General features: G+C 70.4%; 14 protein-coding genes and 1 pseudogene. 10 read left to right on the top strand and 5 right to left on the bottom strand.

The genetic code is table 11. The annotated features are described in order from the left end of the window. Positions 1-11: 11 nt before the first annotated feature. The 9 genes and pseudogenes from rpsE to rplQ all read left to right on the top strand — a co-directional run bounded on the left by rpsE (position 12) and on the right by rplQ (position 5981). A complete protein-coding gene (gene rpsE, locus KSF81_RS20705; protein WP_217380565.1) occupies positions 12-644 on the top strand; it encodes a 30S ribosomal protein S5 in 633 nt (210 codons plus the stop codon). After that, positions 637-825 carry a 50S ribosomal protein L30 gene (gene rpmD / locus KSF81_RS20700; RefSeq protein ID WP_217380564.1) on the top strand — a complete coding sequence of 63 codons (189 nt, stop codon included), beginning with the start codon at positions 637-639 and terminating at the stop codon, positions 823-825. Before rpsE ends, rpmD begins: the two co-directional genes overlap by 8 nt. Before the next feature lie 16 nt (positions 826-841). Beyond that, positions 842-1333: a 50S ribosomal protein L15 gene (rplO, locus tag KSF81_RS20695; RefSeq protein WP_217380563.1), complete on the top strand. Its 492-nt coding sequence runs from the start codon at positions 842-844 to the stop codon at positions 1331-1333. Positions 1334-1452: 119 nt separating this feature from the next. Continuing rightward, positions 1453-2811, top strand: a complete 1359-nt coding sequence (secY, locus tag KSF81_RS20690) for a preprotein translocase subunit SecY (RefSeq protein ID WP_217380562.1) — start codon at positions 1453-1455, stop codon at positions 2809-2811. A 16-nt stretch (positions 2812-2827) separates the two neighbouring features. Beyond that, positions 2828-3482 (top strand): annotated as a pseudogene (locus tag KSF81_RS20685) (adenylate kinase). Positions 3483-3669: 187 nt separating this feature from the next. Further along, positions 3670-4047: a 30S ribosomal protein S13 gene (gene rpsM, locus KSF81_RS20680; protein WP_217380561.1), complete on the top strand. Its 378-nt coding sequence runs from the start codon at positions 3670-3672 to the stop codon at positions 4045-4047. Between the two features lies 1 nt (position 4048). Then, positions 4049-4450 carry a 30S ribosomal protein S11 gene (gene rpsK / locus KSF81_RS20675; RefSeq protein WP_217380560.1) on the top strand — a complete coding sequence of 134 codons (402 nt, stop codon included), beginning with the start codon at positions 4049-4051 and terminating at the stop codon, positions 4448-4450. A 49-nt stretch (positions 4451-4499) separates the two neighbouring features. Next, positions 4500-5522: a DNA-directed RNA polymerase subunit alpha gene (locus KSF81_RS20670; RefSeq protein ID WP_254454167.1), complete on the top strand. Its 1023-nt coding sequence runs from the start codon at positions 4500-4502 to the stop codon at positions 5520-5522. Positions 5523-5549: 27 nt separating this feature from the next. After that, positions 5550-5981 (top strand): 50S ribosomal protein L17, encoded by a 432-nt coding sequence (gene rplQ / locus KSF81_RS20665; RefSeq protein ID WP_217380558.1) that lies wholly within the window; start codon positions 5550-5552, stop codon positions 5979-5981. 61 nt (positions 5982-6042) lie between these two features. Here the strand turns inward: rplQ and KSF81_RS20660 are convergent, their stop codons facing one another. After that, complete coding sequence (locus KSF81_RS20660; protein WP_217380557.1) at positions 6043-6897, bottom strand: FkbM family methyltransferase; 855 nt, start codon at positions 6895-6897, stop codon at positions 6043-6045. Positions 6898-6905: 8 nt separating this feature from the next. After that, positions 6906-7805 carry an alpha/beta hydrolase gene (locus KSF81_RS20655; RefSeq protein ID WP_217380556.1) on the bottom strand — a complete coding sequence of 300 codons (900 nt, stop codon included), beginning with the start codon at positions 7803-7805 and terminating at the stop codon, positions 6906-6908. A gap of 91 nt (positions 7806-7896) precedes the next feature. Between KSF81_RS20655 and KSF81_RS20650 the strand changes: the two genes are divergently transcribed. Continuing rightward, complete coding sequence (locus KSF81_RS20650; RefSeq protein ID WP_217380555.1) at positions 7897-8874, top strand: cyclase family protein; 978 nt, start codon at positions 7897-7899, stop codon at positions 8872-8874. Positions 8875-8898: 24 nt separating this feature from the next. On the opposite strand, the gene KSF81_RS31625 is transcribed toward KSF81_RS20650, so the two are convergent. Genes KSF81_RS31625 through KSF81_RS20635 form a run of 3 tightly spaced genes read right to left on the bottom strand, consistent with a single transcriptional unit; the run spans position 8899 to position 14150 of the window. After that, positions 8899-10626: an AAA family ATPase gene (locus tag KSF81_RS31625; protein WP_217380554.1), complete on the bottom strand. Its 1728-nt coding sequence runs from the start codon at positions 10624-10626 to the stop codon at positions 8899-8901. Between the two features lie 44 nt (positions 10627-10670). Beyond that, positions 10671-12737 (bottom strand): flagellar biosynthesis protein FlhA, encoded by a 2067-nt coding sequence (gene flhA, locus KSF81_RS20640; RefSeq protein ID WP_217380553.1) that lies wholly within the window; start codon positions 12735-12737, stop codon positions 10671-10673. A gap of 12 nt (positions 12738-12749) precedes the next feature. Next, positions 12750-14150 carry a sigma-54 dependent transcriptional regulator gene (locus KSF81_RS20635; RefSeq protein WP_217380552.1) on the bottom strand — a complete coding sequence of 467 codons (1401 nt, stop codon included), beginning with the start codon at positions 14148-14150 and terminating at the stop codon, positions 12750-12752. Between the last annotated feature and the right edge of the window lies 1 nt (position 14151).

The following is a 14151-nucleotide window of genomic DNA, read 5'->3' as shown; positions in this document are numbered from 1 at the left end:
GGAGAACCTAGATGGCACGGGAACCGAGGAGCGGTGGCGAGGGCGGCGACAACCGCGGGCGGCGTGGCCGCGACCGCGACCGCGACAACCGCCAGGAGCGGGGCGACGGCGACGAACTGAAGGACAAGCTCGTCACGATCAACCGCGTGGCCAAGGTGGTGAAGGGCGGCCGCCGGTTCAGCTTCGCCGCCCTGGTGGTGGTGGGCGACCAGAAGGGCCGGGTCGGCTGGGGCGCCGGCAAGGCGCGCGAGGTGCCTGAGGCGATCCGCAAGGCAACCGAGCAGGCGAAGCGCACCATGGTGCGCGTGCCGATGCGCGAAGGCCGCACCCTGCACCACGACACCATCGGCGAATTCGGCGCCGGACGGGTGATCCTGCGGGCGGCGCCCGCCGGCACCGGCATCATCGCCGGCGGTCCGATGCGCGCGGTGTTCGAGACGCTGGGCATGGGTGATGTGGTTGCCAAATGCACCGGCTCGACCAACCCGCACAACATGATCAAGGCGACCTTCGCGGCATTGACGCGGGCCACCAGCCCGCGCGCCGTGGCGGCGCGGCGCGGCAAGAAGGTCGCTGACCTGCTCGGCCCGCGGAAGGATCAGCCGGTGGTTGACCTGCCGGCGCAGGAGGCGGCGAGTGTCTGACCAGAAGAAGACCGTGAAGGTGACCCAGACCGGGTCACCGATCGGCCGCAAGCCGGGCCAGCGGGAGACGCTGATCGGGCTTGGCCTCAACAAGATGCACCGCTCGCGGGAGCTGGAGGACACTCCGGCGGTTCGCGGCATGATCCGCAAGGTCGCCCACCTCATCAGGGTGGAAGGCTGAGCGGGAGGATTCTGTGATGAAGCTCAACGAGCTGCGCGACAATGCGGGCGCGCGCCACAAGTCGAAGCGGCTGGGCCGCGGCATCGGCTCCGGCAAGGGCAAGACCTCGGGCAAGGGTGTAAAGGGCCAGAAGGCCCGTTCGGGCGTGGCCCTGAACGGCTTCGAGGGCGGCCAGCTGCCGATCTATCGTCGTCTGCCGAAGCGGGGTTTCGTCAATCCGTTCCGCAAGGTCTATGCACCGCTGAATCTCGGCGCGCTTGACCAGGCGATCGAGTCGGGCCGGCTGGTGGCCGGCGAGCCGATCGACGAGGCCAAGCTGCGCGAAGCCGGCATCGTCCGCTCCGGCTCGAAATTCGACGGCGTTCGGCTGCTCGGCCATGGGGCGCTGACTCGGGCGGTCAGCATCACCGTATCGGGCGCTTCCGCCACGGCAGTGGCGGCGGTCCAGGCGGCGGGCGGCACGATCACGTTGCTGAATCCGCCTGCCGAGGCGCCTGCTACAGAGTGACGCTTGTCGCCCGGCCGGGCGACAGCTACCTACAGGCTGTGTTCGTGGCTGCGGCGCCACGGCCGGGGTGCTTCCGCCCCGGTTGGGGGCGCCGCAGTCGTGAGGAGGGTTAGACGGCCATGGCCTCCGCCGCTGAACAACTTGCGGCCAATCTGAACCTTGGCGTGCTGTCCAAGGCCACCGAGCTCAAGAAGCGCATCTGGTTTACCCTGGGCGCGCTGCTGGTCTACCGGATCGGCACCTATGTGCCGGTACCGGGGGTGGATGCCGCCGTGATGGGGGAAATCCTGCGCCAGCATGGCGGCGGGATCCTCGGCATGTTCGACATGTTCACCGGCGGCGCGCTTGGTCGCATGACGGTCTTCGCGCTGAATATCATGCCCTACATCTCGGCCAGCATCATCATTCAGTTGATGACGGCGGCGGTGCCGACGCTTGAGGCGCTCAAGAAGGAAGGCGAATCCGGGCGGAAGAAGCTCAACCAATATACCCGCTATCTGACGGTGCTGATCGCCGTCTTCCAGGCCTGGGGCATTGCGATAGGGCTGCAAGGAATGCGGGGCAATTTCGGGCCTGCGGTGCAGAATCCCGGTACCTTCTTCCTGCTTTCCTGCGTCATCACGCTGGTCGGCGGCACCATGTTCCTGATGTGGCTGGGGGAGCAGATCACCGCGCGCGGCGTCGGCAACGGCATCAGCCTCATCATCTTCGCCGGCATCGTCGCCAACCTGCCCTCGGCCCTGGTGGCGACGCTGGAGCTGGGGCGCACCGGCGCACTTTCCACCTTCTTCATCATCTTCTTCCTGCTGGTCGCCATAGCGGTGATCTGCCTAGTGGTTTTCGTGGAGCAGGCGCAGCGGCGGATTCCGGTGCAATATCCGAAGCGCCAGGTCGGCAACCGGATGTTCGGCGGCGAGAACACGCATCTGCCCCTGAAACTGAACACCGCCGGCGTCATCCCGCCGATCTTCGCCTCCTCGCTGCTGCTGCTGCCGGCGACGGTCGCGGGTTTTTCCACCGATCCTGCGGATGAGGGCTGGCTGACCAGGATCGCCAACCTGCTCGCGCATGGGCAGCCGCTATACATGGCGCTCTACATGGCGTTGATCATCTTCTTCGCCTTCTTCTATACTGCCGTGGTCTTCAACCCGCAGGAGACAGCGGACAACCTGAAGAAGTATGGGGGGTTCATTCCGGGCATCCGGCCCGGCCAGCACACGGCAGATTATTTCGACCGGGTGCTGACCCGCCTGACCGCGGTGGGGGCGATCTATCTTTCCGTGGTCTGCATCCTGCCGGAGATCCTGATCAGCAATTACGGCGTGCCCTTCTATTTCGGCGGGACCTCATTGTTGATCATCGTCTCGGTCACCATGGACACGGTGGCGCAGATACAGTCGCATCTGTTTGCGCATCAGTACGAAGGACTGATCCGCAAGGCCCGGCTTGGTGGCCGGGGTGCGCCGCGAGGGCGCTGACGAAGGGAAGGGACGCATGAACCTGATCCTGCTCGGCCCGCCAGGCGCCGGAAAGGGCACCCAGGCCAAAAGGCTCGAGGATCGCTACGGACTGCGGCAAATCTCCACCGGAGACATGCTGCGGGCCGAGGTCCGTAGCGGCAGCGAGATCGGCCGGAAGGCCAAGGCGATCATGGAGCGCGGTGAGCTGGTCCCGGACGCGATCATCATCGCCATGCTGGCCGAGCGGGTTTCCGCGCCCGATGTGGCCGGCGGGTTCATCCTGGACGGTTTCCCCCGCACCGTGCCCCAGGCCGAGGCGCTCGATGCGGTGCTCAAGCAGAAATCCATGCCGCTCGACCATGTGATCGAGTTGCAGGTGGATGACGCGGCGCTGGTGGAGCGCATCTCCGGCCGCTTCACCTGCGCGAAGTGCGGGGAAGGCTACCACGACACCTTCAAGCAGCCCAGGCAGGCCGGGATCTGCGACGCCTGCGGCAGCACGGAATTCACCCGCCGGGCCGATGATAAGGCCGAAACGGTGGCGGCACGGCTGGAAGCCTATCATCGCCAGACGGCCCCCCCTGCTGCCCTATTACGCCGCGCAGGGCACCCTCCGGGTGGTGGACGGCATGGCGGAGATGGACGAGGTGGCGCGGCAGATCGCTGCCATTCTCGGCCCGGTGCGGTAGCCATGGGCTTGACGGGAGGGGGGCGGCGAGTATAGTCCGCGCCTCTCACGGTCAGGGGCGGTCCGGCTGGGCCGTCTATGGCCGTGCTTAGTCGTTCGTTTTGCGTGAGTTTGATCATATCGCCGGTTGTCGCCCCTTGGGCTGGCCATCGGCCCGAGCAGGAGCGACGGGCTCCAGGAGCTGAGCAGTGGCGCGCATCGCCGGTGTCAATATTCCCACGAACAAGCGCGTGCCGATTTCGCTGCGCTACATCTATGGCATCGGGCCGCAGAATGCGGTCGAGATCTGCCAGAAGCTCGGCATTCCTGAGGAGCGCCGGGTCAACCAGCTGACGGATGAGGAAGTTCTCCGCATCCGCGAGCTGATCGACCGCGAATACCGGGTCGAGGGCGATCTCCGCCGCGAGGTGGCGATGAACATCAAGCGCTTGATGGACATGGCCTGCTATCGCGGGCTGCGTCATCGCAAGGGCCTGCCGGTCCGCGGCCAGCGCACCCACACCAATGCCCGCACCCGCAAGGGCAAGGCCGTGGCGATTGCCGGCAAGAAGAAGGTGACGAAGTAGGATGGCTCGCGAACCCCGTGGCGGCTCCCGCAGCCCGCGCAAGAAGGAGCGCAAGAACATCGCCACCGGCGTGGCGCATGTGCTTGCCAGCTTCAACAATACCATCGTGACCATCACGGACGCGCAGGGCAACGCCATCGCCTGGTCGTCCTCCGGTAGCCAGGGCTTCAAGGGCAGCCGGAAATCCACTCCCTATGCGGCGCAGGTCGCGGCCGAGGATGCTGGCCGCAAGGCGCGCGAGCATGGGATGGAACAGCTTGAGATCATGGTGAGCGGCCCCGGTTCGGGCCGCGAAAGCGCGCTGCGCGCCCTGCAGGCGGTGGGCTTCTATGTCACCGCCATCCGGGACGTGACGCCGATCCCGCATAATGGCTGCCGCCCGCGCAAGCGCCGCCGCGTCTGATCCCCGGACGTTGCTGCGGTTGGGCTGAAGCTGGCGTACGCCAAGGAGACTGGTTGTGATCGAGAGGAATTGGCGGTCGCTCATCCGGCCCGAGAAGCTGGGCGTGGAGGCTGGGGCCGACCCGGACCGCACCGCGACGATCGTTGCCGAGCCGCTGGAGCGCGGCTTCGGCATGACGCTGGGCAATGCACTGCGGCGCGTGCTGCTGTCTTCGCTGCAGGGCGCCGCCGTCATGGCACTCCACATCGATGGCGTGCTGCATGAATTCAGCAGCATCCAGGGCGTGCGGGAGGACGTGACCGACCTCGTCCTCAATGTGAAGCAGCTTGCCATCCGGATGCAGGGCGAGGGGCCGAAGCGCCTCCAGCTCACCGCCACCGGCCCGGGCGAGGTGACCGCCGGCCAGATCCAGACCACCGGCGATATCGAGATCGCCAATCCGGACCTGGTGATCTGCACCCTCGACGACGGCGCCAAGCTGTCGATGGAACTCACCGTCGGCACCGGCAAGGGCTATGTCCCGGCCGCGCAGAACCGGCCCGAGGATGCGCCGATCGGGCTGATCCCGGTGGATGCGATCTACTCGCCGGTGCGGCGCGTGGCCTATCGCGTGGAGCCGACCCGCGTCGGCCAGGTGACGGACTATGACAAGCTCGTGCTGACCGTTGAGACGGATGGCACGGTGGCGCCCGAGGATGCCGTGGCGCTCGCCGCCCGCATCCTGCAGGACCAGTTGCAGCTCTTCATCAATTTCGACGAGCCACGCGAGCGCAAGGTGGAGGAGGAGCGGGACGACCTGCCCTTCAACCGCAACCTGCTGCGCAAGGTGGACGAGCTCGAACTCTCGGTCCGCTCGGCGAATTGCCTGAAGAACGACAACATCGTCTATATCGGCGATCTCGTGCAGAAGACCGAGCAGGAGATGCTTCGCACGCCGAATTTCGGCCGCAAGTCACTGAACGAGATCAAGGAGGTCCTGTCCTCCATGGGTCTCGGCCTCGGCATGACCGTGACGGGCTGGCCGCCGGAGAATATCGAGGATCTGGCGAAGAAGCTGGAAGAGCCGTTCTAGCCCGCGGCCGATTAGGGAAACACGAAAATGCGTCACGGAATGGCGGGGCGGAAGCTCAACGTCACCTCCACCCACCGGCTTGCCATGTTCCGCAACATGGCGACCAGCCTGCTGAAGCACGAGCAGATCACCACCACCCTGCCCAAGGCGAAGGAGCTGCGCCCCTATGTCGAGCGCATCATCACGCTCGGCAAGCGCGGCGGGCTGCATGCGCGGCGCCAGGCCTATGCCCAGCTGATGGACGAGAAGGTGGTGGACAAGCTCTTCACCACCATCGCCGACCGCTACAAGGCCCGGTCCGGCGGCTATTGCCGCGTGCTGAAGGCCGGCATGCGCTACGGCGATGCCGCCGACATGGCGGTGATCGAGCTGGTGGACCGCGATCCGGCCGCGAAGGGCCAGGACAGCGGCCCGAAGCCCGAGCAGGCCGAGGCCGAGGGCGAAGCCGCGCAGGGCTGATCCCTTCACGGGAACGGCCGGGTTCTGAAAGGGGCGGTGGGGCAACCCACCGCCCCTTTCGCTATTCCGGCAGCGCCCGCGCCATCACCAGTTCGCCATGCGGCAGCCCGGCCAGCGCCTCCGGCGGCACCGGCTCCAGCCTGGCGGCGGCGCCGATGCGCCAGAAGCGGAATCCCAGCGCACCCAGCCAATCCACCAGCCCCGGCAGATCGGCCCGCACCGCCATCATCGGCGGCGACCATTCGCTGACGATCCGCAGCCGCGGCGAGCGGCGGATCAGCCCTTCCGCGCCGCGCAGCACCTGCGGCTCGCTGCCCTCCGCATCCATCCGCAGCAGATGCATCTCCGGCATTGCTGCGGCCAGTGCCGAATCCAGGGTCACGGCCGGTACGGTGGTGCGGCGGGAGTAGTTGGCGGCTTCGCCCGGCAGGGCCCAATGGCCGCTGCCCGCATGGTCGGGATCGCTGCTGAACTCCAGCATGCCAGCCTGGTCGAGCGCCGCCTCCCCATGCACAGTCACCCGCGCCGCCAGCCCGTTCACCGCCACCGTCGCGCGCAGCAGCGGCAGCACATGCGGATTGGCCTCGAAGGCATGCACATGGCCGGCGGCGCCGACCGCATGGGCCATGGCCAGGGTGTGATAGCCCATATTGGCGCCGACCTCGGCCACGCTGTCACCGGGGCGAAGCAGCCGTTCCAGCACCGCCTCCACGTCGGATTCCCAGATGCCGTGCATGGCGATATGCGGCGTCAGGCCGAGGTCGCTGGTGTCGAGGAAGATCTTGTCGCCGCGATGCGTCAGCGCCAGGGCCCGCTGGCCGCCGAGATAGCAATAGCCCTCCTGCCGCAGGCTTCGCGCCGCAGGCTGGGGCAGGGCGGGCGGGCGGAGGCCCAGGCGATGCAGCCAGCCACGCAAGGCGGAGGTCATCCCTGGCCGCGGGGCCGCAGATGCCGCACGAACCAGTCGCGCGCCGTACCGCTGGAGGCATCGAACTGCGCCCCATAAGGGTCGAAATGCCCGCCCGGCAGCAGCACCAGCTGCTTCGGCTCCAGCGCCTGGTTATAGGCTTCCAGGGCGAGATCGGCGGGGGTCACGGTATCCGCCTCGGCCACCAGCAGCAGCAGCGGCGTCGGGCCGATGCGCGGCACCCAGATGCCGGGTTCGTATTCGCGCGACATGGCGGCGCTCTGCAAGGTCACCTCGTTGCGCCAGGCGGGGGCGCCGGGGGCGGTGAAGAAGGCATGCGCCTCGGCGCCGGGCAGGACACAGGGGGCATTCGGCTTCTCCGCCACCACCGGGATCATCGCCGGCGCGGCGCCGGCGAATCGCGCCTCCTGGTCCGCGTCGAAGCGCGCCAGGGTGGTGGCCATGCGGTCCGGGGCAGTGCGCCGGCTGGCGGTGGTCCAGCCGCTGATGGTCGGCACCTGGGCCACCACGCAGCGCACCCGCCGGTCCACCGCGCCCAGCACCAGCACATGCCCGCCACTGTAGCTGCTGCCCCAGATGCCGATGCGGGCGGCATCCACTTCCGGCAGGGTCCGGGCGAAGCTGATGGCGTGGCGCCAGTCGCGGATCTGCCGCACCGGGTCCACCTCCTGCCGCGGCTCGCCCTCGCTGGCACCGAAGCCGCGATTGTCGAAGACCAGCGCGGCCAGGCCGGCGCCGGCGAAGACCTCGGCATAGCGGTCCAGTGCCTGTTCCTTCACGGCACTGAAGCCATGCGCCATGACCACGGCAGGGAAGGGACCGGTGGCGCCCGCCGGCAGATAGAGCCAGCCGCGCAGGGTGCAGCCCTCGGCCTGGAAGGCGATGTCACGCCGCATGCTGCCTTGTCCTTCGCCCATCTCCGGCCGTGCTCCCCTGTTCCCGCGATGCGCCCTGGCGCACCGCCGCCATGCCGATATGATGCATCCCATGGCACCGCGCTACGATGACCTTCCGCGTCCCCAGGACGAGTCCGGCCTGCCCCTCGCCTGGGGCGTCTGGGGTCCGGACGACCAGGTGGGCACCCTCAACCGCATCACCGATGCCACGGTCGCCGCCGCGGCCGGGGAGATCCGGCAGGGCCGCCGCTTCAACCTGAACCTGCCGCTGGACGAGCCCTTCGGCGCCACCCATCAGGGCTCGCACCGCCGCCGCGCCGCGCCCGCGCCGACCCTGGTGGCCGATGAGCGCCCCGGCCGCGTCACCCGGGACGACCGGCTGGACGGATTCTGGCTGCAGGGCAGCACGCAATGGGATGGGCTGTCGCATTTCGCCGATCCCTATCACGGCTTCTACAACCACGCCCCGGTCAGCGCCGTGGTGCATGGCGCGGCAAGCCGCAATGGCATCGACAAGGCGCTGCGGCACGGCATCGCCGGGCGCTGCGTGCTGGCCGACCTGCGCCGTCACTTCACCGCCACCGGGCGCGACTGGGGGCCGCTCGGCGGCCGCCGCTGCATGGCGGAGGAACTGGCGGCCTGCCTCGCGCAGCAGGGCGTGGCGCTGCGCCCCGGCGATATCCTGCTGATCCGCACCGGCTGGCTGGAGGCTTTCCGCGCCGCCCCCGACGTGGACGCCCGCGACCTGCTGGTGCGCGGCAACAATGGCGGCCAGGACTATAGCGGTCTCTCCGGCGGCGAGGATATGTGGCGCTTCCTCTGGGACAGCGGCATCGCTGCCTGTTGCGCCGACAACCCGACGGTGGAGGTCTGGCCCTATTTCCCGTGGAAGCCGACCCTGCATTGGGCGATCGCCCGGCTTGGCTTGGTGATCGGCGAGTTCTTCGATTTCGAGGAATTGGCCGAGGACAGCGCCGCAACCGGCCGCTACACCGGATTCTTCACCGCCGCGCCGCTGCATCTGCGCGGCGGCATCGGCAGCCCGGGGAATGCCCTGGCGATCCGCTGAGCCTGCGCAGGTAATTCGCAACCGTTATCGCAGCAGCCCCTGCGCCAGCGTGGCGATATCCCCCGCCACCGGGCTGGCCGGGTGCCGTGTCAGCAGCGGCGCCTGCCGCCGGATCGCCTCCGGCACCCGCGGATCGTGCCGCAGGATGCCGGCCAGCGCCAGGCCAGTGCCGAGGAAGCTGGTGCAGGCCCGGTCCAGGCTGCGCCAGACGCGCTCGCCGCCGGCCCGGTCGGTGGCCTGGTTCACCACCAGCCGCGCATCGCCGCCGGGCCGGTCCTGCCGGTGCAGCTTCAGCACCGCATAGGCATCGGTAAGGCTGGTGGGCTCCTCGGTCGCCACCACCAGCAACGTATCCGCCGCTGCCGCCATGCGCCGCACCCCGCGGTCGAGCCCGGCGCCGAGGTCGAGCACCACCTCGTCCCATTGCCCCGCCGCTTCGCGCAGCACCAGCAGCAGCCGCGCCAGCGCCGGCTCCTCCAGCCCGGCCAGGGCGCCGGAGCCGGAGCAGCCGGCCAGGATCTCGAACCCCGCCGGGTGGCGGATCGCCGCCTCCGCTGTCGTCAGCCGGCCGGAGAGCACGGCGGAGAGGTCGTGCCGCGGGTCCAGCCCGAGCTGCACATCGACATTGGCGAGGCCGAGATCCGCATCCACCAGCAGCACCCGCCGCCCGGCCTGGGCCAGCGCCTGGCTGAGGCTGATGGCCAGCCAGGTCTTGCCGACCCCACCCTTGCCGGAGGCGATGGCGAGCAGCCTGCCGCGCGCCTGCGGGGCCTGCGCCGGCCAGGCCGGAAGTCCAGGCGCCTCGGTCATGCCTTGATCTCCTGTGCCCAACCGACCGGGGCGGGGGATGGCCCGCCGCCCTCCAGCCGCCGCGCCAGCCATTCGGGGGTGAGGGGGGGTGAGGCCATCCGCGGCGCCGGGGCCGGTGCCGGCCTCGGTGAGCGCGAGGCCCACCGCCGCGGCCGCCAGCACGCCGCCCAGCCGCCGCGCCGCATCCAGCCGGGTCGGCAGCAGGTGGCGGGCGCCGAGCGCCATGAAGGCCCGCGCCAGATCGGTGGCCTCGCCAGGATCGAGCCCGGCGGGCAGCACCGCCACGATCACCGCATTGGCGGCGCGGGCCAGGGTCAGCAGCGCCTCTGCCTGGGTGGGGTCGAAGGGGTCGCAGCCCGGTGTGTCGATCAGCGCCGCTTGGCCGGGGGCGCGGCGGGACAGCGCCTTGGCCACGGTGCCGGGCTGCGGCGCTACGGCGAGGGTCAGGCCGAGCACCCGGGTGAAGGCGGCCAATTGCTCCGTCGCGCCAGCCCGGGCGCCATCGGCGGTGACCACCAGCGGCGCCGCGCCGCCGAGCACCGCGCGGGTCGCGAGCTTGGCGCAGGTCAGCGTCTTGCCGGCGCCGGGCGGCCCGGCCAGCAGCAGCGGCCGCGCCAGCCCATCCGGCAGCGCGGCGAAGCCGAGCCCGGCTGCCAGCCGCTCCGCCAGCGCGCCCGCGCCGAGCCGGGCGGCAAGGCCGGGCGGCAGGTTGTGCCGGGCCAGTGCCGGGTGCGGCCGGGGGCCGGGGGGCGCGGCCGGGGCAGTGCCGGGCGGCGGATCCGGCAGGATCAGCACCGGCTCCGCCGCCTCCCGCGCCGCCGTGACCTCGACCCCGCCGGCGGTGCGCCGGCTGCCGAGGATCACCGCCTCCTCGCCCAATTCGGCCCGGACCATGGCCATGGCCAGGTCCATCCGCGGCGCGTGGAACAGCTTGAGGCGCATGCGGAGCTAGGCCCCCGGACCGGGCGTGGGACGGGCGGGCATGGCTAGATGCTCCCCACGGTGCGGATGCGGGCGCGGGGGTGGATCTCGTTCTGGCTCAGCACGGTGGTGGCGGGGCGGAACCGCTCGACGATGGCGCGGACATGGCCGCGAATGCCGCCCGAGCAGACCAGCACGGGCGATTCCCCGGCCGCCGCGGCGGCATCGAAACTCTCGCGCAGCCGCTGCATGAACTCCTGCAGGCGCGACGGCGCCATGGCGAGCTGCCGCTCCTCCGGCGGGCCGGCCAGGCTTTCGGCGAAGGCCATCTCCCATTCCGGTGAAAGCGCGATCAGCGGCAGGTAGCCCGCCGGCCCGCGCGCCGCATCCGAAAGCTGCCGCGCCAGCCGGGTGCGCACCATGGCCAGGATGCCGGGGATGCTGCGGCTGCCCGCCGTGGTGGCCTCCTGCACGCCTTCCAGGATGGTCGGCAGGTCGCGGATCGAGACCCGCTCGGTCAGCAGCGCCTGGAGGATGCGTTGCAACCCGCCGACGCCGATCTGCGAGGGGATGAGGTCGGTGACCAGCTTCTGGTGCTCCTTCGGAAGCTCATCCAGCAGCTTCTGCGTCTCGGCGAAGGAGAGCATCTCCGCCATGTGCTCGCGTACCGTCTCCGTCAGATGCGTGGCCAGCACGCCGGGCGTATCCACCACGGTGCAGCCGCGGGCCAGCGCCTCCTCCCGCAGCGTCTCCTCGATCCAGAGCGCGGGCAGTCCGAAGGCGGGTTCGGTGGTGCGCTCGCCGGCCATCAGCGGCACCTGGCCGGAGGGGTCGATGGCCAGGTGCAGCGGTGGCCGGAGCTGGCCGCGCCCGGCCTCGATCTCCTTCACCCGGATGACATAGGTATCGGGCGCCAGGTCCAGGTTGTCCTGGATGCGCACGCTCGGCAGCACGAAACCCATCTCCTGCGCCATGCTGCGGCGGAGCGCGCGGATCTGCTCGGTGAGGCGCGGCGCCTCGCCGGCTGCCAGCGACAGCAGCCCATAGCCGAGTTCCAGCCGCAGCAGGTCCATCCGCAAGGCTTCCGCCACCGGCGGCTCGCCGATCGGGGCGGGCGGGGGTGGCGGCGCGGCGGCGGCCTGGTTGGCGGCCTCCCGCTTGGCCCAGGCGGTGGCGCCGGCGGCGCCGGCCAGCGCCAGGAAGGGCAGCAGCGGCATGCCCGGCAGCAGCCCCAGCACCACCGCGGCGCCGGCCACCAGCGCCAGCGGCTTCCAGCCGCCGCCGAGCTGGCGGCCGATCGCCTCATCCGCGCTGCCCTCGCCGGAGCCCTTGGTGACGACGATGCCGGCTGCGACCGAGATCAGCAGCGCCGGGATCTGGCTGACCAGCCCATCGCCCACGGTCAGTGCCGAGAAGGTGGTGATGGCGTCGCCGAAGGCCATGCCGTGCCGCAGCGCGCCGATCGCGAAGCCACCCAGCAGGTTGATGACGGTGATGATGAGGCCCGCGATGGCATCGCCGCGGACGAATTTCGCGGCGCCGTCCATGGCGCCGTGGAAGGCGCTTTCCTCCTCCAGTTCGCGGCGGCGGCGGCGCGCATCGCCCTCCTCGATGAGGCCGGCGGAGAGGTCGGCGTCGATCGCCATCTGCTTGCCGGGCATGGCGTCCAGGCTGAACCGCGCCGCGACCTCCGCGATGCGGCCGGAGCCCTTGGTGACAACCATGAAATTCACCACCAGCAGGATGGCGAAGACGATCATGCCCACGACCACATCGCCGCCCATCAGGAAGCCGCCGAAGGCCGCGACCACATGGCCTGCCGCCTGCGGCCCCTCATGCCCATGGGTCAGGATGATGCGGGTGGTGGCGACATTCAGCGCCAGGCGCAGCAGGGTGCTCAGCAGCAGCACCTGCGGGAAGGAGGTAAAATCCAGCGGCCGTTGCAGGAACAGCGCCACCATCAGCACCAGCACGGAGAGCGTCAGGGAAAGCGCCAGCGCCGCATCCAGCAGCAGCACCGGCAGCGGCACCACCAGCACGGCGAGCAGCAGCACCACGCCGAGCGCCAGCACCACATCGCCGCCCGGCCGGAACCGGCCGAGCACCGGGGCCAGCCAGGCCGGCAGCGCCATCCCGCCCATCGCCTAGCCGCCCTGCGCGTAGAAGCCGGGCGGCAGCATCGGCATCGGTCCCACCTGGCCCGGCCCCACCGGCACGGGCGCGCCCTGCGCCCGGTATTCATGCAGCTTGTTGCGGAGCGTGCGGATGGAGATACCGAGGATCTCTGCCGCTCGGGTGCGGTTGCCGAGGCAGTGGGTGAGGGTTTCCAGGATCAGGTCGCGCTCGACCTCCTCCACCCTGCGGCCGACCAGGGCGCTGACCGGGTGGGAAACCGGCGTGGCGGCTGCCCTGGCGGGCACGGCAACCTCGGCCGGACGTTCCAGCCGGAGCGGCGTCAGCTCGATCGCCTCGGCGGCAATCGCCGCCCCCTGTGCCAGCAGCACGGCGCGGTGCAGCGTGTTCTCCAACTCCCGCACATTGCCGGGCCAGGGATGCGCCAGCAGCAGCGCCAGCGCCTCCGGCATCAGCGGGCGTCGCGGCAGCCCGTTGGCGGCGGCGAAGCGGCCGGCGAAATGTTCGGCCAGCGCCAGGATATCGCCCGGCCGCTCGCGCAGCGGCGGGATGCGGAGCCCGACGACGTTCAGGCGGAAGAACAGGTCCTCGCGGAAGCGGCCGCCCATCACTTCGGCCATCAGGTCGCGGTTGGTGGCGGCCAGGATGCGGACATCCAGCTTCACCGGCTGGGTGCCGCCGAGCCGGTCGATCTCGCGTTCCTGGATGGCGCGCAGCAGCTTGGCCTGGAGGCGCGGGTCCATCTCGCCGATCTCGTCGAGCAGCAGGGTGCCGCCCTCGGCCTGCTCGAACTTGCCCTTGCGGGCGGCCACGGCGCCGCTGAAGGCGCCCTTCTCATGGCCGAACAACTCGCTCTCCAGCAGGCTTTCGGGCAGCGCGGCGCAGTTGAGCGCGACGAAGGAGCCGCCCGCACGCCGGCTGCTGCGGTGGATGTGCCGCGCCAGCACCTCCTTGCCGGTGCCGCTCTCGCCGGTGATGAGCACGCTGGCCTCGGAGCGGGCCAATTGGGCGGCACGTTCCAGCAGCGCCGTCATGGCGGGGTCGCGATGCACCGGCGCATCCGGCTCCCCGGCCACCGCCTGGAGCATGGCGGCGATCAGCTCGGCATCCGGCGGCAACGGCAGGAATTCCTTGGCGCCGGCGCGGATGGCGCGCACCGCGGCGGCGGCATCGGCATTGCGGCCGCAGGCGATGACGGGGCAGGCGATGCGCTCCGCCGCCAGTTGCTCCACCAGCCAGCCGACATCATGCGCGAGGTCGCAGAGCGCGAGATCGGCACCCTCCGCGCGCAGTCGCGCCAGGCCGGCGGCGACGCCATCCGCCTGTTGCAGCCGCGCCCCGCGCGCCTGGGCGATGCGCGCCGCCTGGCCCAGCTCGCCATCCAGCGCGCCGATGATGAGCACCCGTGTCATG

Origin of the sequence: Siccirubricoccus sp. G192 (assembly GCF_019084075.1) — a bacterium.
In the GTDB taxonomy this organism is placed as follows: domain Bacteria; phylum Pseudomonadota; class Alphaproteobacteria; order Acetobacterales; family Acetobacteraceae; genus G192.
This window is presented reverse-complemented; position numbering and strand designations above follow the sequence as displayed.

Bases quoted from the DNA above. Each gene is read 5' to 3' on its own strand.
- rpsE (WP_217380565.1), top strand. From the start codon at position 12: ATGGCACGGGAACCGAGGAGCGGTGGCGAGGGCGGCGACAACCGCGGG.
- rplO (WP_217380563.1), top strand. From the start codon at position 842: ATGAAGCTCAACGAGCTGCGCGACAATGCGGGCGCGCGCCACAAGTCG.
- secY (WP_217380562.1), top strand. From the start codon at position 1,453: ATGGCCTCCGCCGCTGAACAACTTGCGGCCAATCTGAACCTTGGCGTG.
- rpsK (WP_217380560.1), top strand. From the start codon at position 4,049: ATGGCTCGCGAACCCCGTGGCGGCTCCCGCAGCCCGCGCAAGAAGGAG.
- rplQ (WP_217380558.1), top strand. From the start codon at position 5,550: ATGCGTCACGGAATGGCGGGGCGGAAGCTCAACGTCACCTCCACCCAC.
- KSF81_RS20655 (WP_217380556.1), bottom strand. From the start codon at position 7,805: ATGCGGCGTGACATCGCCTTCCAGGCCGAGGGCTGCACCCTGCGCGGC.
- KSF81_RS20650 (WP_217380555.1), top strand. From the start codon at position 7,897: ATGGCACCGCGCTACGATGACCTTCCGCGTCCCCAGGACGAGTCCGGC.
- KSF81_RS31625 (WP_217380554.1), bottom strand. From the start codon at position 10,626: ATGCGCCTCAAGCTGTTCCACGCGCCGCGGATGGACCTGGCCATGGCC.
- flhA (WP_217380553.1), bottom strand. From the start codon at position 12,737: ATGGCGCTGCCGGCCTGGCTGGCCCCGGTGCTCGGCCGGTTCCGGCCG.
- KSF81_RS20635 (WP_217380552.1), bottom strand. From the start codon at position 14,150: ATGACACGGGTGCTCATCATCGGCGCGCTGGATGGCGAGCTGGGCCAG.